Origin of the sequence: Roseburia sp. 1XD42-34, assembly GCF_009917385.1 — a bacterium.
Classification (GTDB): Bacteria; Bacillota; Bacilli; order Bacillales; family Amphibacillaceae; genus Virgibacillus.
Genome location: NZ_QWLJ01000010.1, coordinates 56,892 through 82,413, shown reverse-complemented (window position 1 = coordinate 82,413; position 25,522 = coordinate 56,892). Strand labels below are relative to the sequence as shown.

At 39.7% G+C, this 25,522-nt stretch carries 17 protein-coding genes; all 17 read right to left on the bottom strand.

The genetic code is table 11. From position 1 onward, the window contains the following. Positions 1–977: 977 nt before the first annotated feature. Complete coding sequence (gatB, locus tag D1839_RS07790) at positions 978–2,408, bottom strand: Asp-tRNA(Asn)/Glu-tRNA(Gln) amidotransferase subunit GatB (RefSeq protein ID WP_120379347.1); 1,431 nt, start codon at positions 2,406–2,408, stop codon at positions 978–980. Further along, positions 2,408–3,874, bottom strand: coding sequence for an Asp-tRNA(Asn)/Glu-tRNA(Gln) amidotransferase subunit GatA (gatA, locus tag D1839_RS07785; protein ID WP_120379346.1), 1,467 nt, complete (start codon positions 3,872–3,874; stop codon positions 2,408–2,410). The genes gatB and gatA overlap by 1 nt, the downstream gene beginning before the upstream one ends. Positions 3,875–3,886: 12 nt before the next feature. Then, a complete protein-coding gene (gene gatC, locus D1839_RS07780) occupies positions 3,887–4,177 on the bottom strand; it encodes an Asp-tRNA(Asn)/Glu-tRNA(Gln) amidotransferase subunit GatC (protein ID WP_120379345.1) in 291 nt (96 codons plus the stop codon). Between the two features lie 819 nt (positions 4,178–4,996). Beyond that, positions 4,997–6,517 (bottom strand): sodium/proline symporter PutP, encoded by a 1,521-nt coding sequence (putP, locus tag D1839_RS07775; RefSeq protein ID WP_120379344.1) that lies wholly within the window; start codon positions 6,515–6,517, stop codon positions 4,997–4,999. Positions 6,518–7,289: 772 nt separating this feature from the next. Beyond that, entirely contained in the window at positions 7,290–7,421 is a 132-nt protein-coding gene (locus D1839_RS20785; RefSeq protein ID WP_286164748.1) for a hypothetical protein, read from the bottom strand. A gap of 21 nt (positions 7,422–7,442) precedes the next feature. Further along, positions 7,443–8,723: a helix-turn-helix domain-containing protein gene (locus tag D1839_RS07770; RefSeq protein WP_158589620.1), complete on the bottom strand. Its 1,281-nt coding sequence runs from the start codon at positions 8,721–8,723 to the stop codon at positions 7,443–7,445. Between the two features lie 895 nt (positions 8,724–9,618). Further along, entirely contained in the window at positions 9,619–10,728 is a 1,110-nt protein-coding gene (locus D1839_RS07765) for a CamS family sex pheromone protein (protein WP_120379342.1), read from the bottom strand. Continuing rightward, on the bottom strand, positions 10,725–12,743 hold the full coding sequence (ligA, locus tag D1839_RS07760) for an NAD-dependent DNA ligase LigA (RefSeq protein WP_120379341.1): 2,019 nt from the start codon (positions 12,741–12,743) through the stop codon (positions 10,725–10,727). Before ligA ends, D1839_RS07765 begins: the two co-directional genes overlap by 4 nt. A gap of 12 nt (positions 12,744–12,755) precedes the next feature. After that, positions 12,756–14,975, bottom strand: a complete 2,220-nt coding sequence (pcrA, locus tag D1839_RS07755) for a DNA helicase PcrA (protein WP_120379340.1) — start codon at positions 14,973–14,975, stop codon at positions 12,756–12,758. A 20-nt stretch (positions 14,976–14,995) separates the two neighbouring features. Beyond that, positions 14,996–15,682: a heptaprenylglyceryl phosphate synthase gene (locus tag D1839_RS07750; RefSeq protein ID WP_120379339.1), complete on the bottom strand. Its 687-nt coding sequence runs from the start codon at positions 15,680–15,682 to the stop codon at positions 14,996–14,998. A 505-nt stretch (positions 15,683–16,187) separates the two neighbouring features. Then, positions 16,188–16,481 carry a YerC/YecD family TrpR-related protein gene (locus D1839_RS07745; protein ID WP_442970607.1) on the bottom strand — a complete coding sequence of 98 codons (294 nt, stop codon included), beginning with the start codon at positions 16,479–16,481 and terminating at the stop codon, positions 16,188–16,190. Between the two features lie 24 nt (positions 16,482–16,505). Beyond that, positions 16,506–17,543, bottom strand: a complete 1,038-nt coding sequence (locus D1839_RS07740) for a DUF3048 domain-containing protein (protein ID WP_120379337.1) — start codon at positions 17,541–17,543, stop codon at positions 16,506–16,508. A 619-nt stretch (positions 17,544–18,162) separates the two neighbouring features. Further along, entirely contained in the window at positions 18,163–19,911 is a 1,749-nt protein-coding gene (locus D1839_RS07735; protein WP_120379336.1) for an adenine deaminase C-terminal domain-containing protein, read from the bottom strand. Positions 19,912–21,031: 1,120 nt separating this feature from the next. Then, positions 21,032–22,273 (bottom strand): phosphoribosylamine--glycine ligase, encoded by a 1,242-nt coding sequence (purD, locus tag D1839_RS07730; protein ID WP_120379335.1) that lies wholly within the window; start codon positions 22,271–22,273, stop codon positions 21,032–21,034. Between the two features lie 18 nt (positions 22,274–22,291). Beyond that, complete coding sequence (purH, locus tag D1839_RS07725) at positions 22,292–23,824, bottom strand: bifunctional phosphoribosylaminoimidazolecarboxamide formyltransferase/IMP cyclohydrolase (RefSeq protein WP_120379334.1); 1,533 nt, start codon at positions 23,822–23,824, stop codon at positions 22,292–22,294. Next, positions 23,821–24,396, bottom strand: coding sequence for a phosphoribosylglycinamide formyltransferase (purN, locus tag D1839_RS07720; protein WP_120379333.1), 576 nt, complete (start codon positions 24,394–24,396; stop codon positions 23,821–23,823). Before purN ends, purH begins: the two co-directional genes overlap by 4 nt. Further along, positions 24,393–25,412 (bottom strand): phosphoribosylformylglycinamidine cyclo-ligase, encoded by a 1,020-nt coding sequence (gene purM, locus D1839_RS07715; protein WP_120379332.1) that lies wholly within the window; start codon positions 25,410–25,412, stop codon positions 24,393–24,395. The genes purN and purM overlap by 4 nt, the downstream gene beginning before the upstream one ends. Between the last annotated feature and the right edge of the window lie 110 nt (positions 25,413–25,522).

The following is a 25,522-nucleotide window of genomic DNA, read 5'->3' as shown; positions in this document are numbered from 1 at the left end:
AGACCTAACCTAATTCATATGCTTATTCACAGCAACCTAAAACAGGATGTATCTGCAGTCTACTCTTTATCATAGCGCTTTTCTATAATTTTGAAAAGAGGACACAAGCAAGATTGTATGAAGCATCACTTACATATGTCAACATTAACCGAATGAAGTTTGTGTACAGCTGCTTCTGATAAAGTGAATCTCATTATTGGGGTATTCATCCCCTACGGATTGTTAGTACCATAATGATATAACCTAAAGCAGCTTACGGAATAGGGCATTTAGGCGCTGTCATCTTTCACTTAGACTTGTTGGTTAGTACAGATTATCCAACTCCTGAAGCGAGAGCCTTCCAGCACCTTATATACGGAATAACATGACCAACGGAAAGTAGCTAAATTCTCGTTAAAACTTTGTCGTTTCCCATGTTTAAAACTCACTACAGATTTCTATTATCAGTCGCCTAATATGCCTATAGTAACTCAGTGAATCGGTACCGAACAAAGGCGCAAGCGCCCGTTTAGCAACGTAGCAAGTGGAACAAATCAACTAAAGTTTTAGGAATCATGCCACTAAAACCAGGGGTATGCCGACGCCTGAGCGGCAAGCCCGTATTTAGTCGGCCTTCCTCTTAACCACGAACCAATGATGACTTATCGGAAGGCGATTTCGTGAAGTCGCCTAGTTGCTGGGCGCTTAAGCCGGACGTGACTATTCCGTTATATCGGTATCCCAAAGCCAAAATTTTATACTTTCTTTCTTATCTCCTTAAATAAGGGAAAAATCCCTGCCCACAATGAAACCCTTGCGTTAGTTAACTGCATTAACCCGAGCTTCGAAAGTTTTTTCTGTCAAACCCTCTCGAAACAGACATCCACACGCCGCTATCATTCCATAGACTGCTAATTTGTTATCGCGCTTCACAAAAAGAGACCATCATATCACAGTCTGGACTACCTGAAAGCGATCATAATAGTCCAGATAATTTATTATCGTTTGTTTATTTCTTCTAATAAAATTTTGTTAACCATTGGTGGGTTTGCTTGACCTTTAGTAGCCTTCATCACTTGACCGACTAAGAAACCAACTGCTTTATTTTTACCATTTTTATAGTCAATAATCGATTGTTCGTTTTCATCAAGCACTTTAGAAATAATTTCTTTCAACTGACCTTCATCAGAAATTTGTACAAGACCCTTTTCTTTCACAATCTTTTCCGGATCGCCACCATTTTCCACTAACTCTGCGAACACCTTTTTAGCAATCTTTGAAGAAATCGTGCCATTATCAATCAGTTTTATCATTTTTGCCAACGCTTCTGGCGTAATCGCTAATTCATCCAACTCTTTTAAATGCTTATTCATGTAGGCAGATATTTCACCCATAAGCCAGTTAGAAACTTGCTTCATATCCACACCGTGTGAGATTGCCTCTTCAAAGAAATCAGCCATTTGTTTAGAATTGGTAATCACGGTTGCATCGTATTCCGGTAACTCAAGCTCTTCTATATATCGTTTTTTGCGGGCATCAGGAAGCTCTGGAATTTCTTTACGAATGCGCTCCTTCCAAGCTTCATCAATATACAATGGAACTAGATCCGGCTCAGGGAAATAACGGTAATCATCGGAACCTTCCTTCACACGCATAAGGATCGTTTCCTTTGTTTTTTCATCGTAACGCCGTGTCTCTTGCAGGATTTTTCCTCCTGCAAGCAATTCTTTCTCTTGACGCTTTTCTTCAAATTCTAATCCTTTTTGCACAAAGCTAAAAGAGTTCAAATTCTTTAGTTCTGTTTTTGTTCCGAATTCTTCTTGCCCAATTGGACGTAAAGAAATATTAGCATCGCAACGTAAAGACCCTTCCTGCATTTTCACGTCGGACACGCCAGTATATTGAATAATGTTTTTGAGTTTTTCTAGATACGCGTAAGCTTCTTCTGGTGAACGCATATCTGGTTCGGAAACAATTTCAATTAATGGTGTGCCTTGACGATTAAAATCAACTAACGAATAACCATCGTCACCATGCGTTAGTTTACCCGCATCTTCTTCCAAATGAAGTCGAGTAATGCCAATCCGTTTTTTCTTTCCATGTACTTCAATCTCAATCCAGCCATTCTCACCAATAGGTTGATCAAATTGTGAGATTTGATAAGCCTTTGGATTATCCGGATAGAAGTAATTTTTGCGATCAAATTTCGTATGAGTCGCAATATCACAATTTAAAGCCATTGCTGCTTTCATAGCAAAATTAACCGCTTCTTCATTCAATACAGGCAAAACACCTGGGTATCCCAAATCGATTGGGTTCACGTTTGTGTTTGGAGCTGTCCCAAACTCATTAGTACTAGGACTAAAAATTTTCGACTTTGTTTTTAATTCAACGTGTACTTCTAAGCCAATGATTGTTTCAAAATTCATTACTTGGCACCTCCTAGCTGAGGGCGCTGTTTATGGTGATCCGTCGCTTGCTCATACGCATGTGCTGCGCGGTATACAGTAGCCTCATCAAAATGCTTCCCAATAATTTGCAGACCGATTGGCAGTCCTGCCCCAGAAAACCCACATGGAACGGAAATACCTGGTACGCCAGCTAAATTTACCGGGATGGTTAAAATATCATTTGCATACATCGTTAGTGGGTCGTCCACTTTTTCCCCGACTTTAAATGCTGGAGTTGGCGTAGTTGGTCCGATTACCACATCATAATCTTGGAAAATCTGATCAAAATCCTGTTTAATTAATGTACGCACTTTTTGTGCTTTTTTATAGTACGCATCGTAGTATCCAGAGCTAAGGGCAAACGTCCCTAACATAATCCGACGTTTCACTTCTTCGCCAAATCCTTCGCTGCGTGACTTTTTGAACATGTCAATCATATTTTCTGCATTCTCAGAGCGAACTCCATAACGAACCCCGTCAAAGCGAGCAAGGTTGGCTGAAGCTTCCGATGAAGATAGCAGGTAGTATGTTGCAACAGCATATTTAGAGTGGGGCAGGGAAACCTCTTCCCACGTAGCTCCTAAAGATTCATATACCTTTAATGCTTGCATAACTGTCTCTTTAACCTCTGGAGTTACACCTTCACTAAGGTATTCCTTTGGTACAGCAATTTTTAATCCCTTCACATCATTCGTTAAAGCTTTTGTGTACGTAGGGACTTCTACATCTGCACTCGTTGAATCCATCACATCATGTCCAGAAATCACTTCCAGTACACGTGCATTATCTTCTACCGTACGGGTAATTGGACCAATTTGATCCAAAGAGGACGCAAAGGCTACTAAACCAAACCGAGATACCCGTCCGTATGTAGGCTTTAATCCTACAACGCCGCAAAATGCTGCTGGCTGACGAATAGAGCCACCTGTATCTGACCCTAATGCAAATAGCACTTCACCTGCTGCTACAGCAGCTGCTGAGCCACCACTAGACCCACCAGGAACATAATCGGTATTCCAAGGGTTACGAGTTGGTTCATAGCTTGAGTTTTCATTGGATGATCCCATTGCAAATTCATCCATATTCAATTTACCAATGGTGACAGCTTTTTGTTGATTTAATTTATTTACAACCGTTGCGTTATATAAAGGGTCATGAAAATTATCCAGAAATTGGCTAGCACATGTAGTACGTAGCGATTTCGTTACAATATTATCCTTTATCCCGCTAGGAATGCCAAATAAAGCTGCTGTTTTATCTGATTCCTTATCCAGTTCTTTTGCTTTTGTTCTTGCTTTTTCTTCATCTAATGTAAGAAATGCATGAACTTGGTCATCCACTTCATGGATACGCCCATAGGAAGTATTTACTAGCTCTTCTACGGTAATTTCACCATTATGTAATTTCTCTTCTAATTGCTTGATGGTGTAATCAAATAACGACATTCTTTTCCCTCCCTACTCCAAAATTGATGGTACACGAAAATGGCCACCTTTGTGATCTGGAGCATTTTTCAGTGCTTCTTCTTGTGTAATCCATTGCTTCGGTTTATCTTTACGCATCACATTTTTTATATCAAGCACATGCGTTGTCGGTTCTACATTCGTTGTATCCAATTCATTTAACTGCTCTGCATAAGCTATGATCGAACTTAAATGCTCAGTAAACATTTCTGCTTCCTCTTCTGTTACATGCAAACGAGCTAAATGAGCAACATGCTTTACTTGATCTTTTGAAATTTTTTCCACTTCTTTCCCTCCAAACTACATACTTTTATATGGTACACACCAGAAGTGCATTCATAACGTGAATTATTCATGAGTAGTACTTTCCTTCATCCTTTACTGATGGTGTATAGGATGAACCCTTCAATCAGTGAAGTATTTTTTCCCGCTATTGTTAGTACCGTAACAGTATGACCTAAAGGGCGTTTACAAAACAGGATATTTAGGTCTGTTATCCACTTAGACTTGCTCAGGGTACACTCTCTAACTCATGAGGCGATATCCTTACAGCAACATATATACAGGGTAACCGCAGCGGCATTTAACTTACAGTTGGTTCCTCCCTTATCTTTCCTCGTAACTTGAAAGAGGGGGCGTTACTGTTAGTTACATTCGGGCTAGACAATTGATTTATCTTTGGTTATAGAATTTGTTTTCATTTTAAAGGTCCTGTCACCTCTTAAAGCAAAATAAACGTTGGTAACACTATTGATAATAGCAGAATGTCCTATGACTAAGCAACTAAAGTAGAGAAGTAAACCGAATTCATGCACCGTTTCCTCGTCCATCCTGAAAAAACGTGTCAATGAAAATGATAAGAAGGGCATTCTCATTCTTTACATATATTTCGGAACATTCCTTCTCTTTCTTGTAAAGTGCCAGGAATATAGTTTTGATTAACTAATCAGCCCTTACAAATACTGTTTGGTAGTCATTTATTTACAATTTTTACTAAACCAAGTTATAAAAGCACCTCTAAAAGACAGATTTTTCACTCTTCTCCTCAAAGTGCGGTAACTTCGAGTTTCTAGATCAAAAGCGTTTTGACACAACCTTTTTGGATTACACTTGCAATTTTTTCACTGTTTCATCATAATCAGCAATTAGCTCTTCATTAGGCTTACCAAGTAAACTAACGATAATCGTTGTGCATAAATTAAAGAAAAAACCAGGAACAATTTCATATAAATCAAAAATCCCTCCGGATAAAATCGGCCCCCAAATAATAACTGCCACTGCACCAACTACAATACCTGCAAGTGCGCCATTACGTGTAACCCGCCTCCAAAATAAAGCTAACAAAATAATGGGACCAAATGCTGCACCAAATCCAGCCCATGCATAGCCAACTAAATCCAACACGGAACTGTCTGGATTTAGGGCAATTAGAAGTGCAATCAAGGCAATAATGACAGTTGCCAGCCTGCCTACCCATACCAGTTCCTTATCCGTTGCTGTTTTACGAAATATAGCTCGATATAAATCCTCTGCTACTGCTGAGGAAGATACAAGTAATTGCGAGTCAATCGTGCTCATAATTGCTGATAAAATGGCAGCTAATAATACCCCTGCTACAACAGGGTGAAAGAGAATTTGTGAAAAGGCAATAAAAATTTTCTCTGAATCAGCCAATACTTGTAACCCATTCTCATTTACAACTTGAATGCCAAATTCAGAAAGGATAGAAACCTCTTGAGTACTAATAAATGCTAGACCAACAAACCCCGTAAAAATCGCACCATACAATCCTAAAACCATCCATGCGGTTCCAATAAACCTTGCTTTTGGTACATCTTTGTGTGAACGTAAAGCCATAAAACGTACCAAGATATGTGGCTGACCAAAATAGCCTAATCCCCATGCAAGTGAAGAAATAATTGCCATCACCCCAACGCCCTCAACCATATTCAAGTGGGTAGGGTTAATTTCCCCAACTGCTTGCACAGCAGCATCCCATCCGCCCATTTGCGTTAATGCCACAACTGGTACTACAAGTAATGCAAGAAACATCAGTAAACCCTGGACAAAATCTGTCCAAGCTACAGCTAAAAAGCCTCCTAACAGCGTATAAGAAATAACAATAATACCACCAATCCAAAGGGCGGCTTCATAGGAAAGCCCAAATGAAGCTTCAAAAAGCTTTGCTCCGGCTACCATACCAGATGATGTATAGAAAGTGAAGAATAATAAGATAACTAATGCTGCAATCACACGTAAAATATGTGATGTGTCCTTAAACCGATTTGCCAAAAAGTCCGGAATGGTAATCGAGTTATTACTTACTTCCGTATATACACGCAATCTTTTGGCAACAAATTGCCAATTTAAATAGGCGCCAATTGCAAGTCCAATTCCCATCCACGCTTCCGACAGACCTGAAGCATAAATAGCACCAGGCAATCCTAATAATAGCCAACCGCTCATATCTGAAGCTCCAGCACTAAGCGCAGCTACTCCCGGCCCTAAGCCTCTCCCGCCTAAAACATAATCCGATAAATTATTCGTTCGATAATACATAATCATACCAATCGTCAGCATTCCTACTAAGTAAACGATAAAGGTGACCAGTGTAGGTGTAGTCATCGTTTATTCCCTCCTCTCTGTAAATAAAGTAATGCATGATAAAATAAGTACAATAGGCATTGGGACAAATAACCAAAACCACGTTGCCCCTTGGATGGTGTATTCCATATAACTTTCCCCTCCCTAGATACAATTCAGTTTAAGCAATATTATTTCTTAATAGAATATTACAACAATAACGCATTTTATTGAAAGCGTAAACACTTTTAAACTACTTGTAATCATGTGAACTACTAATGAGGCAGGAACAAAGGCGCAGAGCGTCCGTTTAGCAACATAGCAACTGGAACGAAGCAACTAAAGGTTTAGGAATCAAGGTGAGGCACGAACCAATGAGGACTTATCGTAGGGCGCTTCGTGAAGTCGTCTAGTTACTGGGTGTTGAAGCCAGACGGGGCTTTTCCGGTTATCCTGTTTTACACAAGCTCCAAACTTTTTTACTTTCTTATCAGCGAATCACTTTGACATAGCAGTGATTGTAATGCAAATAAACGGAACAATTATAAATGGATTGTTCGGCTTATGGTATATCGTATTTGCTTATGTCCCAGCCTCTTCATCCGAAGTGCCTGTAAATATAAAGAAAATGAGAGGGATGTGTAGCAAATTCACTTCAAGGCGTCAGTCAAAAGGAGGCTGTAGAGGGCTACAGAAATGGATACTTTAAAACAAAAAAAGTCCCAGAACGGGTTCCACGCCACTCTGGGAAAAATTCTATCATAAATAGGGTAAAAAAGTTAAAACAGATTGAAAAGAATGAAATGAATTAAAACTATTTAGTTGGGTTCAGAGAAGTTGTTTCTGGATGACCTCTTCCAGCACTATCTGAAAACTGCTGCTCCGTAAAGAAAAATCCCCCAATAAGAAATGCACCACATAGTACGGATAGTATCACTTTTTTCACTTTATCCCTCCTCATTTTAACCTACATGTTCACAAACTCCTCGTAGCTTCTGCTTGCTAACTTATAATATTGAACAGATTCCTTATACTTTCCCCATTGTTCTAAATGATTTGCCAACATTTTAGCATAGAATGCTAATTCACCATACTCGCCGGCGTGCTTAAGGTAAGGTATAAAGTCATCTGTTAATAACGCTTTAAATTTATCAAACTCTTCATTTAACAAATAAGTATGTACCTGAATGCTATACTTGCAAAATTGGTAGTAGAATTTGTGTACGTTATTTGCATCTTGTCTAAGCAATTCTTTTGCTTTTTCCAGATACTTACTTACACTTTCGTAATCTCCAATAACATAAAATTCTTGAATTAAGTAGGTTATTGCTTCAACTTTTAATTTGTATTCCGGTTCTTTATTTTCTTCAAAAGCTAACAAATAATTCTTAATTGCTTCATTTGGATTACCCATTTGTGAATACAAATACCCTAGATTTTGATATGCTAAGGTAACGACATCTGCATTATCACTCAGTACCCCTAAATGTTTGGCTAATTGAAAATTTTTAATCGCTTTATCGTACATTTTAAATCTTTGGTAAGAGATCCCAAATAGAATATGGCATTGACCACAGCGTACAAAATTATACTCACGTTGAAATACTTCCATTGCTTCCTTCGTATAATCAAGACATTCTAGTTGCTCCCATAATTGGCTATGCGTGATAGCTAATGCATATTTGAAATCGGCAATCTCCGTCTCTTTCAAACTAGCAGTTGGTATTTTTTCTTGCGCCAACTGAAATAATTCCATTGCTTTAACGTGCTCATCCATATAAGAATAATAATTCCCCTGGAACTTGTGCCAATAATATTCTTGTTTTACATTAAATGAATCGACCAGTTCCCGTAATTCGTTTATTTTTGCCAATGCTTGATCCAGTTCACTTAAAATAACATAGTAACGTATTTGATGTATTTCAAACATGATAAAGTTTTCATTAATGCTATGTTCCATAAGTGATTGTAATTCTTCATACCTAGCTTTCATTTCTTGTTTATCACAATAACTAAAAAGCATCTCATACCACTGTTGGCATTTTTCCTCAATATGCGCATTCGTTCCCTCTGCAAAGTCAATCCCTAATCGATTACAAAGCAATTGAATGATTTCTGGGCTGGCCTTCGTCTTTTTATTTTCGATTTTGGATAAATAAGACAAGGAAACGATTCCTTCCGACAATTCCCCTTGTGTCATTTGCCGCTTTGTTCGTTGCAATTTGATAAACGGTCCTATATCTATCAAATTCCGCCACCCACCATCCTTAATAATTAGGTTTCCTTTGTATAGTGTCATTATAACATAAATTCAGATAATTCATATTGGGAAAATAATGGCGTATTAATATATTTTGCAATGAAAAGGGGCGCAAAAAACTTTCCTACTTTCTTCATTAAGGAAAATCACTGAATAAAGTGGATGAAAATGCAAAAATACCGTATTTCGAAGCATTACTTTTTGAATAAACATTAAAATATTATCGGTCAATAGTTTAATTTCAAACTAAACTTATTAGGAAATAAGACATAACTAATAAATTAATTCAATACCTTATTTTCTTATTTTCCCTACCTTTTCAAATCCTTTTAGTTATGAACAAAGGCGCAAGCGCCCGTTTAGTAACGTAGCGACTGGAACGAATCAACTGAGATAAAGGAATCACGGTGAGGTACGAACCGATGATGACTTATCAGAGGCGGTTTGTGAAGTCGCCTAGTTGCTGGGCGTTTGCGCCGGACGTGGCTAAATAACTTCGTGAGTTTATCCACAACTGGAAAATTTGATAATTTCCCAGACAAGAACAAAGGCGCAAGCGCCCGTTTAGCAACGGAGCGACTGGAACGAATCAACTAGAAATTAGGAATCATGCCATTAAAACTGGAGTATGCTGACGTTTGGGCGGCAAGCCAGTTTTTAGTCGGTCTTCTCTTTGTGACAAGCGATGATGATATATCGTAGGGAACATTTCTAAAGTCGCGTCGCCGCTACGAACCGGACACGGCTATTCGGTTATTTCGTTATCCACAAGCACCTCATTTTATACTCCTACTCCCTTTACATACTTTCTTATGTTTAAAAAAAGCCTGCATAAAAACAATATTTTCTACACAGGCTACTCTCAAATTCTTTTAATCAAACATTATAAAATATGCACCGTCGGCTTTTTCGAACCAGGTTTTCGATAAATAAGGCTTTCCAGTTTATCACTGGACGTTATTTTTACTTCTATGGCATAGTGATCCGGGAACATTTCCTGGATTAGACCATATGCATACTGGGAAAAACCGACCACTTCCCCTTTTCCATAAAACTCAATCGGAATTTCAATTGACATTTTTTGGAGCTCACCATTTACGTAAAAGCCTTCGCCAATGACACCGACATAGTTCGGGAAATAACTGGCGATTTCTTTACCAAAATTGGTAACTAGTTCGTGATCTTCGAAATGTTTTTCTTTTCCTTCCTCTGATGGGAATAATACATATTTTTCTCCTATTGATTCCCATTCACCAACAGAAGAACTATCTGCTGGGATATTTGTTTTGGCCACAAAGTTTCCAGGAACCGGGGAAGCTTCGTCCTCTTCCCGATAAATCGCCATCATCACTGGCACATTTTCCAAACCTTCCATTTCACGCAAATTTTCTAGAATTTTAGCGGCGATTTTATTTGCTTGTTTCATCATCTCAGATTGGCTAATATCCCTTTCGTATGTCGTCCCGCCTGTCTCCGTTTGGAATTGGTATGTAGATTTCATTGCAATCCCAATAGAAACTCCTCCTAGGGTTACCGCGTTTTCCTTATTTTTCACTAGATAGTTCTGCTCTAAAACATGGGAAAGATAGCGTGGGTTTTTTTCGTGATATTCCTTAGATGCCTTTTCTTTCTTTTTTGGGTTTAACGCATCAATCCAGTTTATAACTGTTTCTTCATCAATATATTGTCCCTCTTGAAACAAATATTTTTCGGGATCGTATACTTCTTTTGAATGTCTACGTAAGCCCTCCTCCATTTCGTCGATATCAAGTCGGTTAGCTACTTGGCCAACGATGACACCTCTCGCTTTACCAGGCTTAAAAGGAAGGATCATTTTATAATTTTCAGCAGAAAGCTGATAGCTAGGGACAATTGCCTGTTCTTCTTTTGAATTAGACTCTTTTTTCTGCACAACTTCTTCATCATTCAGATTAGGGGCGCAACTCGTGAGTAGTAACAGCGCCCCAATAAACCAAATACTTGTCTTTTTCACGATTCCACTCCCTCATTTTCGATGGCTTGCTGAAATTGGGATTCATTCCATACGTCAATCCCTAGTTTTTCTGCTTTTTCCAGCTTCGATCCTGCATCTTCACCAGCAATTACTAAATCCGTTTTTTTACTTACACTTCCCGTGACATTTCCACCTAAGCTTTCAATTAACTCCTTTGCTTCTGTACGTGTATAGATATCCATTTTCCCTGTCAGGACAACAGTTTTTCCATGAAACGGACTTGTTTTTGCCGCCTCTGAAGGTCTAGCACCTAAATAAGTCATGTTAACGCCAAGGGCTCGTAACTCATCTAAAAGTTCGATGACTTGCTGCTCTTGGAAATATTGCACAATGGAATCGGCCATTTTCTCACCAATCTCATTAATTGCTAGCAAATCGTCATACGTTGCTTGCTGCAGCTTTTCCATTGTTCCAAATTCCATTGCCAACGTCTTAGCTGCTTTTGCGCCAACAAAACGAATACCAAGACCGAATAATAGACGTTCCAATGAATTAGCTTTCGAAGCTTCAATCGCTGCTAATAAGTTCGTTACAGACTTTTCCCCCATACGTTCAAGCTCCAAGAGCTCTGCTTTCTCCAAACGATAAATATCAGCAATTGTTTTTACAAGTTCGGCTTGGAATAATTGGGCAATCACTTTTTCGCCAAGACCATCAATATTCATAGCATTCCTAGATACGAAATGAATAAGCCCTTCTTTTAATTGTGCAGGACAATTTGGATTAATACAACGTAAGGCGACCTCTTCTTCCAGGCGGACAAGCTCAGCGCCACACGCAGGGCAGTCCTTTGGCATATGGAATTCCTTTTCCTCACCCGTACGTTCTTCCACCATCACTCGTACAACTTTCGGAATAATATCTCCTGCTTTTTTAATCACGACCGTATCTCCAATCCGTATATCTTGTTCGCGGATTAAATCTTCATTATGAAGGGAAGCACGTTGGACAGTTGTCCCCGCAACTTTTACTGGGTTTAAAATAGCTGTTGGTGTGATTACACCAGTTCTTCCAACACTTAATTCAATATCTATTAATTTTGTGACTGCTTCCTCAGCCGGAAATTTATAAGCTATCGCCCAGCGGGGACTTTTCGCTGTATAACCTAACTCTTCCTGTTGCAGGAGGTCGTCTACTTTAATGACGATCCCATCGATTTCGTAGTGGAGATGAGGTCGTTCTTTTGTCCAATATTCTACATATTCCATGACTTCTTCCACGGAGTAGCATTTCCTCCATTCCGGATTTGTCTTTAAACCTATTTCTTTTAAACGCTCTAATCGTTCACTATGCTTCGTTAAATTACTATTGGACCACTCTCCAACACCATACAAAAAGATATCGAGATTACGTTTTGCAGCAATTTTCGGGTCAAGCTGACGTAAGGAACCTGCAGCCGCATTTCTCGGATTGGCGAAAGGTTCTTCACCATTCGCCTTTCGTTCTTCGTTTAAAGCTAAAAAGGATTTGTGAGGCATAAACGCTTCTCCACGTATCTCCAGCGTTTCTTTTTCTCTAATCGTTAAAGGTATGCTGCGTATAGTTCGTAAATTACTTGTGATGTCCTCACCAATCGTTCCATCACCACGCGTTGCTCCACGAACAAATTTGCCATCTTCATAGGTTAATGAAACGGCTAACCCATCTATTTTCAATTCACAGACGAAGCTAATAGGCTCTTCTGTTCCTTGACTCGCTCTCCTAACAAAATCGCGAATATCTTGTTCATTAAAGGCATTTGCTAAACTGAGCATAGGAATACGGTGCTCCACCTTTTGGAATCCTTCCAGTGGTTCCCCACCAACTCGCTGTGTAGGGGAATCTGGGTCTTTAAATTCAGGGTATGCTTCCTCCAGCTTACGGAGCTCTTGCATCTTTTGATCATAAATAGCATCTTCTACAGTTGGTTTATCGAGCACATGATATTCATAGTTGTATTGATTTAAAGTTTCCGTTAATTGTTTTATTTTTATCTGTGCTTGTTGTTTATCCACCCAAGCACCTCCCTACTCTTTCGTAATTGGTGCAAATTTTGCCAGCACGCGCTTAATACCAATAGGTGCAGGGAATGCAATATCTAACTCCATTGCTTCACCTTCGCCATTCACTCTTACAACCGTTCCTGTGCCCCATTTTTTATGATTGGCTTTGTCACCAGGAGACCATGTTTCGTTTTCAGCACCTGACGTTTTTGGCATTTGCTGCGCTTTGCGCTTCATTGGAGCCGTCCTGCTTGGATTTGACTCTCTGCTTCCACCAAACATAGAAGCGTTAGCAACCTCGATTCCTGCCATTAACTCTTCCGGAATTTCATTAATAAATCGGCTAATCGGATTCATATTTGTACGGCCAAATAAAGTCCGCATTCGTGCATGTGTAAGGTATAACTCTTTTTCCGCACGGGTAATACCAACATATGCTAATCTGCGTTCTTCTTCCATTTCTTCTTCATCAAACATCGAACGACTATGTGGAAAAACATTCTCTTCCATACCAATTAAAAATACAACTGGAAATTCCAAGCCTTTCGCTGCATGCAGCGTCATTAACGTGATTTTATCTTCTGCCTCCGTTTCAGCTTCATCGACTTGATCGATATCTGCAATTAACGCTAAATCAGTCAAAAAGGCGACGAGCGATTTATCTTCACTTACTGCTTCAAAATCCTTGGTAACCGTCATGAATTCTTCTAAGTTTTCCAGTCTGCTTTGCGCTTCAATCGATCGTTCATTTTTTAACATTGTCTCATATCCAGTTCGTTCTAAAACAGCTTCTACCATATCTGTTGCAGTTAAAAACTCCTGTTGCTGAGCAAAAGATTCCATGATACTAGCAAATTCAATAAGAGCATGAGCCGCTTTTTTAGACACACCAGTAAAGTCGACTTCCTTCACCGCTTGGTTGAATGAAATGTCATGGATAGAAGCGTATTCTCGCAACCGTTCGATCGACGTTTTTCCAATCCCACGTTTTGGGACATTGACCACTCGTTCGAAGCTCAAATCATCGTCTGGATTAGCAATTAAACGAAGATAAGCAATAATATCTTTTATTTCTTTTCGCTCATAGAATTTCGTTCCGCCGACCATTTGGTATGGCATGTTTGATTTGACTAACGTATCCTCAATCGCACGTGATTGCGCATTCGTTCGATACAGTATCGCCACATCGCTTGCAGAATATCCCTCTTCTCGGGTTAATTGCTGAATTTTTTGCGTGACGAATAAAGCTTCTTCTTGCTCGGTTGCACCTTGAAAATAATGGATCTGCTTTCCGTCATCGTTTTCTGTCCAAAGCTTCTTTGGCTTTCTGCCTGTATTATTTGCAATGACGTGGTTTGCAGCAGCTAAAATCGACTTCGTTGATCGGTAATTTTGTTCTAATAAAATGGTTCTTGACGCCGGGTAGTCTTTTTCAAACGTAAGGATATTAGCGATATCCGCACCACGCCAGCGATAAATTGATTGATCTGAATCCCCGACCACACACAAATTCTGGTACCGGCTTGCTAACATTTTAACGAGAGAATACTGTGCGTGGTTGGTATCTTGATACTCATCCACATGGATATACTGAAAACGGCGCTGATAATATTCCAGTACTTCTGGCACACGTTTAAATAAATGGATCGTTTGCATAATTAAATCATCAAAATCAAGCGACTGATTTTTTACAATCATCTTTTGGTACGCATCATAAACTTGTCCTACTTGGCGTTCAAAAAAATTACTAACTTGCTTATTATATTCTTCTGGAGTAATAAGTTCATTTTTTGCCGCACTGATCTGACCAAGCATCGCTCTTGGCTCAAACTTTTTCGGATCGATATTCAAATTTTTAAGTACCTGTTTAATAACCGACAGTTGGTCACTGCTATCGAGAATGGTAAAATTACGGTTGTAACCAATTCGGTCTATGTCTCTACGTAAAATTCGTACACACATGGAGTGAAAGGTCGATACCCACATGTATTCACTCTCAGAACCAACCAATCTCCTTACACGTTCTTTCATTTCTCGAGCTGCTTTGTTCGTAAACGTAATCGCCAGCACATTGCGTGCTGCAACATCCTTTTCCGCTAACAAATAGGCAATTCGATGTGTTAAAACCCGTGTTTTCCCACTTCCAGCACCTGCCATTATGAGCAGTGGACCGTCTGTATGGATAACAGCTTTTCGTTGTTGCTGGTTTAATCCTTTTAATAGCGTTTCCTTGGTTCGACTCATATTATCTACCGCCTAACTAATTACTCTTTAACCGCGCGAACGGTTTGTAAAGCTTGCTTAATGTCTGTATAAATATTATTGCCAACGATGATCACATCTGCATGCTGCTTCATTTCTTTGGCTTGCGCAACAGTTTCTATTCCTCCACCGTAAAAGAGTGTGGAGTGCTGTAATTGAGCTTTTACCTTCTTCACTAGATCTGGATCGCCATATTTCCCACTATACTCCATATAAAAAATAGGTAAGCGGAATACTTTATCTGTCATATATGCGTAAGCAATGACATCCTCATCATCTGGTAAATAACTATTCGTATACGTAAATGCTTTTGCTTCCTCGTTTAAAATACAATATCCTTCAAATAACACCTCGCTAAGCTCCATCATATCGATATATTCCTTAATCGCCTGATGCTGTATATCCATCATCCATTTCTTTTCTTTTGAATTAAGCACCATTGGAATATAATAATAATCAAATCCAGGAGTGATAGCTTCCATCGATGATATTTCCAAAATACAAGGCACAGTATATCGGCGAATACGAGAAAGTAAATCCAGTACACCATCCAACGTAATGTTGTCTGTTCCCCCAACAATGATCGCGTCGGTACCCGACTCGCATATTTTTTCTAAATCCTCATCCGTCATTTCTTTCGCCGGATCAAGCTTAAATATGTGTTTCCATTGCTTTAATAATGTATTCACGATAAAAATCCTCCATTGTGTTTATCCGTTAGTTCATTATACCAAAAATCCCGCATACAATTTAGGAAAAGGGGTGTTTTTATTATGATGGAAATTTTGGAAAGGGTAAAGTGAAACTTCTATTGATTGAAGTTCTTCCACGCACACGGATCGCACGTATCTACGAGTAGACTAAACAAATTTTCAGCATCAGGCAGCTAACTTGCTGTAGCATCTTACAATTTTCTTCAACTAGACTAGAAAAAAGCACGAATCATCACCAGTTATCTGCTGTATTAATGGTGAACTTCGGTGACTTATTTGTGAACTCCGGCTATTTACCTGTGAGCGTCGGTTAATTTACAGACAGTATATTCTAGAATGCCCCATGTACTCCGACTGATTTCCTTTATTCTAGTGGCTTCTTCGAAAAAGTAAACCGCAGACTGCCCTTATCAATTCGCATTACAATGCAATTCAATAAAAAACGCCACCAAACAGGCGACGAGTTTTATAAAGGCTTTATCTATTTATCTTCTTTCTTTATTCGCTCTAAGACGAGCTGATAACCATCACTACCATAATTAATACATCTTCTAACTCGTGAAATAGTAGCGGTCGAAGCGTTTGTCTCTTCTTCTATAGCACTGTATGTAGCACCTTGTGTTAACATTTTAGCTACTTGAAATCGCTGAGATAACGATTGAATTTCTGACATTGTCGCTATATCATCAAAAAAACGATAACATTCTTCTCTATCTTTTAATGATAAAATAGCATCAAATAATTCATCCAATTGCTTTCCTCGTAATTTATCAATTTGCACATCTCGCCCTCCTCCCCATTATCCACTAGATATCGTTACAATCTCTTGTAATCCAGGTTGTTTTGGAATTACATTAATCCATGTTTTTCCTGGAATAAATGGAATCTCCTTGCCATTTTTTACGGGGATAATTCTTCCTGCCTGTCTTTCCCATTTCACTTCTTGCAATACACCTTTTTGTAATAAATAAGCCTTACCACCAGAATCTAAGTCGATTGCGCGACGTCCTGATTCATCAATCACTTCATGGTGTGCCTCCATAATTAATACATTGCTCACTTCAATCGGATCTTCCGTTTCCATTTCGATCGTTTGTTGCTGACCATTACTACGAGTATAGCGCCCACTATCCTGTCTAAATGTATATTGTACCACTTCACTAGGGTTGTTTGAATAACCAACCTTCACCACTGGAGCAAGAGGACCTGTAACTTCTGACCCGGCTTCTGCAAATGGCAAGGCTTCATAGGTGGCAGTCACATCATATCCTTTTTCCTCTGCTTCATCATACAGAGCATCTATTTGTAAATAAGAATTGTGAGGCGGCTTACGAAAAGACTCACGTTTAAATAAGATACCATCATTATCATAAAGTGAACCATTCAAGTGGTCAATTCCTTTATCCTGAATCGTCTGGTCAATAAAGTCAGCGGCGCCATGGTAAACATAAATCGCATTATATGCATGCGCTAAATCAAAATAATATTCCCGAGCACTGCGGACAGGACCGATTACAGGAGGAAGCTCACTTTGATAAAGAGCTAAAAACCGTGTAATATCACCTTCTGCTAACAGCTCAAAAACGATATCTGCCTGTGATAGGCCCGCTTGTGGTCTTGCTTTAGCATGATTATTAACCATTACTGCAACCATACGGTTATTTGTCCGTCCATCAGCAGGCAAACCAGTAAATGCATAAGTACTATCCTGATCTTTAGGGGCTTCGTTCTTATTCTCCAGTTCGGAATGTTTGTCTTGGTTATTATTTACTTCATCTTTACATCCTGCCATAAAAACAAGAATTACGGTGAATAACACAAATAGAGCTTTCTTCACTATACCACTCCTTTAAATTACGCCATTCATGGCATGCTCAAAAACAGGAACAAAGGCGCAGGACGCCCGTTTAGCAACGTAGCGACTGGAACGAAGCAACTAAAGTTTTAGGAATCACGGTGAGGTAACGAACCGATGATGACTTATCGTAGGGCGATTTCGGGAAGTCGCCTAGTTGCTGGGCGCTTGCGCCGGACGTGGCTAAATAACTTCGTAAGTTTATCCTCAGCTGGAAAATTTTATAATTCCCTAGGCAGGAACAAAGGCGCAGGACGCCCGTTTAGCAACGTAGCGACTGGAACGAAGCAACTAAAGTTTTAGGAATCACGGTGAGGTAACGAACCGATGATGACTTATCATAGGGCGATTTCGTGAAGTCGCCTAGTTGCTGGGCGCTTGCGCCGGACGTGGCTATTCGGTTATTGCGTTATCCCCAAGCACCTCATTTTATACTTCTGATCTTGCCAAAAAAACTCTGGTCAGCGCTGCTTTAAGCTAACGAATTGCAGTGCTAACCGAAGATTTATGGTCTCTAGATTTATTTGAACATCTTTTATTTGAGTAATTTCGATACATCTTTTGACAGATTCATTAGAAAATATTTCCTCTCTCCTATAAGCTAACACATTGTTGCAGGAAATAATAACTCCTTTTTCTTCACATCCATTAATCCCTGCGGTGTAATACGAATATAGGGCAAATGGGTAGAGGACAGGAAAAAAATTGTATAAACAGGATCGGAAAAAGGATATCCGAAAGATTGAAGCATCTGCTTTAATTCTTTCTCTTTTTCAATTAGTTCGTCCATCTTTCCGGCAAACATCATGCCACCAAGTGCAAGCGGAATTTCTAATAACACTTTTCCTTGATGGGCGATAACAATCCCTCCGCCTAATTCCTTTAACCTTTTACCAGCTAGTAAGATATCACTTTTTCTCTTTCCAATAAATATAAAATCCCCGGAAACAGAATAGGAGCTAGCAATGGCACCCAACTGATTCGTAAAACCCCTTAACGTCGTATTCACACGCCATTTTCCGTTTCGATCAAGCAAAAGTAAAAAAGCGTCGGTCGTTTCTGCTGGCAGTTCTTCTACCGTAATGTCCACTTCAATAGGATATGGGGTCATAATGACATCGGTTGCCATTTCCAAGCCAATTGGAACGGAAAATTGTAATTCCTTATTACTTAGTTCCCAATCTAAATCCAGCGCCTTAATCTGGTAATCTTGCCACTGGATATGAGGTTTGATTTTTTGCTGCTCTCCGCCTTTCGCGATCCATTGTCCCTTTGCCAAGACACTTTCCGGGTGCGGGATGTGCTTTTCAGATAAGATATTTATATGGGCAAATCGCCCTGGAGCAATGCTACCAAGCTGTTCTTCCATCCGCAAATGCTTAGCTGCGTAATAACTTCCCATTAAATATGCTTCTTCCACTGGTATTCCTTTTTCTATCGCAATTTCTATACACTGATTGATGAGACCAGCTTCGTAAAAGGAAGGTGTCGCACCATCTGTCGTAAATGACACATTTTCAAATGTCCTCAAGCCAGCTGCCAGTATCTCTTCGATAAGCTTTGGCAAATCAGGGCGTATCGATGAATACCGCAATCCAACATGGTAGCCCAGCCTAAGACGTCGCATAACTTCCTCTCCAGAAATGGATTCATGATCTGCATTAACCCCAAGCAGCTTCATTTTTGTCAATGTCCGTTCAGAAGCACCAGGGAAGTGCCCTTCCACAGGTTTACGCTGATTTTTCGTTTCTTGAATCCAATATAATAAAATATCATCGCCCGCTAATAAATCCGGCCACGAGGTAAGTTCCCCACCTTGGAGGACCGCAGGATGTTTAATCCATGCTAAAACATCCTCTGTTTGAAATAAGTCAAGTTCTTTCTCTCCCTGCAACTCTGTTTGCGGATCAAAGCGCGCCCACCAATACATAGATACAGTATGCTTACTAAATTCCTCTAATATAGAAAACGCTTTCTTTTTATCCAACATAAATAACCACAATAAGTTATCATTAATCAATGTTGTTGTACCTGTCTTAGCTGCATGTAAAGCTAGTTGTTCTGGATTATACAATTGAAAAGGGTGAGCGTGTGGTTCTATGTATCCTGGAACCATATATTTTCCTTTACAATCTACAACCTCTGTATTGCGCAAGTTAGCTGGCATTTGATTTCCAACATAAACAATTCGATCTTCGTAAATCCAAATAGTAGCTTTTAACCATTGTTTGGTATACGTGTTAAGGTATGTTGCATTCTTAAGCACGATTGTCGGAGCCACTTCTCCATCAATGACTCGGACATGCTGTCGCATCTCTCGATTTCTCCAATAAAATCCGTTTCGTAACATTAGCATCTCTCCAATATATTTCATTTCAGCCAACATTTATATTTAGGTATTATTGCGGAAGTGTTGCCATTCATAGAGGACCAACAGCAAACGCAATACCCGTTAATTTTTCATAGATCATACTTAAGTTGCTTACATGCTTTTTTGTGTTTCAGATATACTGTACGGAATAGGTTCTTCCATTTTACGAATTTTTTCATACGCTTCCTTGTACATTAACATGTATTATTAAAAGGCACAAGTGAAAAGGAAAAAAATCCCATAAAATAATGGTGTTATTTCATTCTACCATATTTTTGCCCATTATATTGTTTCAATTATGTAAACGTTCATTATTATTTGTTTTAATAAACTACATGTTTGGATTTATTGGAGAAAGATACAAGGAAATGAGACGTTGTCTTGTTTACTAGTGAGTCTCATATTTAAATTTACAAAATTAGAACAATTATCCAACACCATCCTTACTCCCACTAAAATATCTCTCCTTCGATATTTTGGCAATCTGCATTCTGAAGTTCAGAAAGTAGTCTTCCTAAAATTTTGCTGACCGTCACTCTATTCTATCAAGTTGAACACCGATACATGTTTTGGAAAGTAGACTTTATTTCCTTGGATACGTTTATGCTTGAATACCACCACTAGCGTCTTTCGAAAAGGTAATCACTATCATTTGGATCGCTCGAAATCATTCTCCTGCACGGCAACATACGCCAACCCTACTTCAGGCGCTTAAAGTACTGAATAGGACATTAAAGGACCAATGGGTCTGTACTGGGAGGGAACTATATAATAGCGTCGCAACAGAAGCTGAAGAAGAAAAGTTTTTTTAAATAGGAGTGTGATCTTAACTTTGTTTCACTTCTTTGGATAAAGCTGAGGGAACTCGACAGAATAGTACCACTTTTTAAAGTGAAACTTCATTCAGTAGGAGTTTCCATCCATCTCCTACTGAATGTTAGTACCTAAAAAAGGGTACGAACCTAAAGGCCCTTCAACGGACATTTAAGTGCCGTTTTCTCCCACTTAGGCTTTTTTTATCAACTTATGCTTTTGAAGCGGGAGTCTTACGGAACCTTACATGCGGGAGAAAAAACAAAGTATATTTATTATAAAGCCCCTACTTCGCAATATCGGTACGATAAAAGAAATCCTTCCGATTATCGAATACATGGAGTGGTTCATAAGCAGCGGAAGCAGCTTTATCTAACGTTGCTGCCACGGCGGTTGACACTAAAACACGCCCTCCAGTTGTAACTATGCGGTTGCTTAGCTGTTTTGTTCCCGCATGTACGATCATTGCTTTTGTATCTGGTAGAACAGGTAGTTCCAGACCTTTTTCATATTCACCTGGATAGCCACTAGCAGCTATAACTACGCCTACACAAGCACTTTGCTCCCACTCCAGCTTAGGATCCGATCCGTCCATAACATCTAAAACGACTTGCACAAGATCATTCTTTAATAACGGCAAGACAACTTGTGTTTCCGGGTCACCAAATCGTGTATTAAATTCAATTACTTTCTGGCCGTTTTCCGTTTTCATGAGTCCCGCATAAAGAATCCCAGTAAACGGTCTTCCCTCTTTTATAAGTCCATTCACCGTTTTTTGCAAAATATGCTCACAGGCGTAGTCCAGATCTTTTTGGGTTACATCTGGAACTGGTGCAAACGCCCCCATCCCGCCAGTATTTGGCCCTTGGTCATGGTCAAATGCTCGTTTATGGTCACGAGCAGGCACCATTGGATATACTTGGTCGTGGTGAACAAAGGCCATTAACGAGAATTCTTTTCCTTGTAAAAATTCTTCCATTACAATCGTTGCGCCTGCTTCTGCAAATGCTTTTTCGACGAGCATTTCCTCCACAGCTGCAAAGGCTTCTTGCTTCGTTGTAGCTACGATAACCCCTTTTCCAGCAGCAAGTCCATCTGCTTTAATGACGATAGGTACACCTTGAAATTCTATATAAGCTTTTGCTTCCTCCACATTTGTAAATGTTCGGTAAGCCGCAGTAGGTATGTCGTACTTGTCCATAAACTGTTTAGCGAATTGCTTACTTCCCTCCAACAGAGCCGCTTCTTTAGTAGGAGCAAAGATGCGTAACCCTTCTGCTAGAAAAGCATTAGCAATGCCTGCATTTAATGGATTTTCCGGACCAACAATAGTTAAGTCAATCGCCTTTTCTTTGGCAAGAGCAATTAGCCCTTGTGTGTTCATTTCATCAATCGGGACACAAGTTGCTAGCTTTTTCATCCCGCCATTTCCTGGGGCAGCATAAAGATTAGTTGCCAGATTACTTTTTGTTAATTTCATCATGATACTATGTTCTCTACCACCGCGCCCAACGACTAAAATATTCATGAAACGTCCCCCCTCGAATTAATGTTTGAAATGTCGTACTCCTGTATAAACCATTGCTATTCCATATTGATTACAGACATCAATCGAATCTTGGTCGCGCTTTGAACCTCCTGGCTGAATAATGGCTGTTATGCCTGCCTGAGCAGCGGCTTCCACCGTATCCGGCATTGGGAAAAACGCATCAGATGCCATAACGGCCCCTTGGGTGTGCTCTGCAGCTTGGTCAATAGCTATGTTTGCAGCGCCAATCCGATTCATTTGCCCAGCACCAATACCTACAGTCCGATTTCCCTTTGCCAGTACAATCGCGTTTGACTTTACATGTTTAACCGCCTTCCAAGCGAACAGTAATTGCTGATACTCCTCTTCGGATGGTTCCCGTTCCGTAACAACCGTAACATCTGAAGCAGTTACTTTTTCCTGGTCTTTCGTTTGAATTAACATCCCGCCGGAAACAGAAGTATATTTGTTTTCTATTACTTTATCAGCTTGTACATCTAGTTGGATAAGGCGAATGTTCTTCTTTTCCGTTAATAACTGAAGTGCTTCTGCAGTAAACTCTGGTGCAATGACAATTTCTAAAAAGATCTTACTTAATAGCGCCGCTGTTTTTTTATCCACTGCTTGATTGCAAGCAACAATTCCACCAAATATCGAAACAGGATCTGCCTCATATGCAAGCGCAAATGCTTTTGAGATGGAACTTGCTGTACCAATGCCACATGGATTCATGTGCTTAACAGCAACGGCAGTTGGCTCGTTATATTCTGCTAAAATCTCTAAAGCTGCATTAGCGTCTTGAATATTATTGTAAGAAAGCTCTTTACCGTGTAATTGTTCGCTCGTAGCAAGACCAGCTTGCTTTGTAATCGGTTGTTTGTAAAAAGCCGCTGCCTGATGTGGATTTTCCCCATAACGAAGCGTCTGTACTTTTTCATATGTAATCGTATAGTAATCTGGAAATGCTTCCCCCATTTCTTTTGTAAAATATGCTGCAATAAGCGCATCATACGCTGCTGTATGTTGAAACACCTTTGCGGCGAATTGTTTCCGCTTTTCCATCGTCACTGCTCCATGTTGAATTTCTTGTAATACACACTCATAATCTACTGGATCAACAATAACGGTTACCGCCTGATAGTTTTTGGCAGCAGCTCGCAGCATGGAAGGACCACCAATGTCAATATTTTCAATAATTTCTTCGTGTGAAACAGTTTCCTTTGTCACGGTTTCCTTAAATGGATAAAGATTGACAACTACGAGATCAATTGGCGTAATATCATTGCCTTGCAGTTGCTGTAAATGTTCGCTGTTGTCTCGTTTTGCGAGTAATCCGCCATGAATCATGGGATGCAATGTTTTAACCCGACCATCTAAAATTTCTGGAAAAGTAGTAATATCTTCAACGGCAAGCGCAGGAATACCTGCTTCCTGTAATGTGTTTAGCGTTCCACCGGTTGAGATAATCTCATAGCCTGCTTCGACTAGTTTTTCAGCAAACGAAGTGATTCCTTGCTTATCATATACACTAATTAATGCACGTTTTTTCATAAATATCCCTCATTTTGAATTAATTGTTTAATCACACTTGGATATAGCTGGTGCTCTACTTTTTGAATTCGTTTCGTTAATACATCTATCGTGTCTGATGGGTAAATATCTACTACTTGTTGAGCGATGATTGGTCCTGTATCAATTCCTTCATCAATAAAGTGAACAGTTACTCCTGTTTTTTTTGTCTTTGCGTTAAAAGCCTGTCGAATCGCGTCTTTTCCAGGAAAAGCAGGCAATAAAGAAGGGTGAATATTAACAATCTTCCCTCGATATGCATGTAGCAAGCACGGACCAATGATGCGCATATATCCCGCAAGGAAAATCCACGCTATACCAGATTGTTGTAATACGGTCAGTATTTCTTTTTCATATGCTTCTTTCAGTGCATAACGTTTTGGTTCAAACGTATATACAGGAATTCGGTTTTGCTTTGCTTTTTCAATCACTGCTGCACCAGGTCTGTCGCATACTAATAAGACGATCTCGCATGCCAGACCCCCCTCTTCTAGCATCGCTTGAAAATTACTGCCTGTTCCTGAAGCAAACACAGCTGCTTTTACTCGACTCATAAACGTATGTGCACTCCTTCTTGTTCAACCACCGAACCGATAATGGAAACATTTTCCCCTTCTGTTGTTAATCGCTCCATTATTTGACTTACATGTTGTTTACAAACGACGAAAGCCATTCCAATGCCCATATTGAACACACCGAACATTTCTTTCATTGAAATATTTCCTTGTTGCTGTAAAAACGGAAAGATTTCTGGCACTTCCCATGTCTGTGTATGGATTTCTACTCCTAATTTCTCAGGTAACATACGAGGCAAATTTTCATAAAAACTTCCACCTGTAATGTGAGCAGCCCCTTTTATATATCCCGTTTCTATTAGGCTTTGCATCGGTTTGGCATAGATTCGCGTAGGAGTAAGGAGCGCTTCTCCTAGCGTTTGACTTAAGCCGTATGATTGATCCAACGAAAGATCAGCAGTTATCTGCCGCACTAGTGAATAACCATTGGAATGAATGCCACTTGACGGCAAACCAATCACAACATCTCCTGCTCGAATACTTTCTCCAGTGATAAGCTCCTTCTTCTCGGCAATTCCTACCGTAAAACCAGCTAAATCATATTCTCCAGCCTGATACATCCCAGGCATTTCTGCTGTTTCACCGCCAATCAAAGCCACATCTGCCTGAACGCACCCTTCAGCAACTCCTGTTACAATTTGTTCGATTTGAGTAGGATTGTTTTTGCCACAAGCAATATAATCTAAGAAAAAAAGCGGCTTTGCACCTTGTGCAACAATATCATTAATGCACATAGCTACTAAATCAATCCCCACTGTATGATGTCGGTTCATAGCAAACGCAAGCTTCAACTTCGTTCCTACTCCATCTGTACCCGAAACTAATACAGGTTCCTTATAAGAGAACCCCGAGAGATCAAACAAACCTGCAAAGGCACCAATCCCTCCAAGCACTTCCTTTTTATTCGTCCGCTGAATATGCTTTTTCATCCGTTCCACAGCCTCGTAGCCTTTTTCTACATCTACGCCAGCTTGTTTATATAAGTCAGCTGCCATTGTCACTTCTCCTTTTCCAATAGTAAAACAGCTCATAAAGTAAAACTTTCTGCGGGAGGAGTTATCCTCCATCTTTTACTGAATAGTTCGTACTACAAAAGACCCGTTGC

Excerpts from the sequence above, each read along its gene's own strand:
- purN (WP_120379333.1), bottom strand. The coding sequence starts at position 24,396 with ATGAGTCGAGTAAAAGCAGCTGTGTTTGCTTCAGGAACAGGCAGTAAT.
- purM (WP_120379332.1), bottom strand. The coding sequence starts at position 25,412 with ATGGCAGCTGACTTATATAAACAAGCTGGCGTAGATGTAGAAAAAGGC.
- pcrA (WP_120379340.1), bottom strand. The coding sequence starts at position 14,975 with ATGAGTCGAACCAAGGAAACGCTATTAAAAGGATTAAACCAGCAACAA.
- purD (WP_120379335.1), bottom strand. The coding sequence starts at position 22,273 with ATGAATATTTTAGTCGTTGGGCGCGGTGGTAGAGAACATAGTATCATG.
- purH (WP_120379334.1), bottom strand. The coding sequence starts at position 23,824 with ATGAAAAAACGTGCATTAATTAGTGTATATGATAAGCAAGGAATCACT.
- putP (WP_120379344.1), bottom strand. The coding sequence starts at position 6,517 with ATGACTACACCTACACTGGTCACCTTTATCGTTTACTTAGTAGGAATG.
- gatA (WP_120379346.1), bottom strand. The coding sequence starts at position 3,874 with ATGTCGTTATTTGATTACACCATCAAGCAATTAGAAGAGAAATTACAT.
- D1839_RS07735 (WP_120379336.1), bottom strand. The coding sequence starts at position 19,911 with ATGTTACGAAACGGATTTTATTGGAGAAATCGAGAGATGCGACAGCAT.
- gatB (WP_120379347.1), bottom strand. The coding sequence starts at position 2,408 with ATGAATTTTGAAACAATCATTGGCTTAGAAGTACACGTTGAATTAAAA.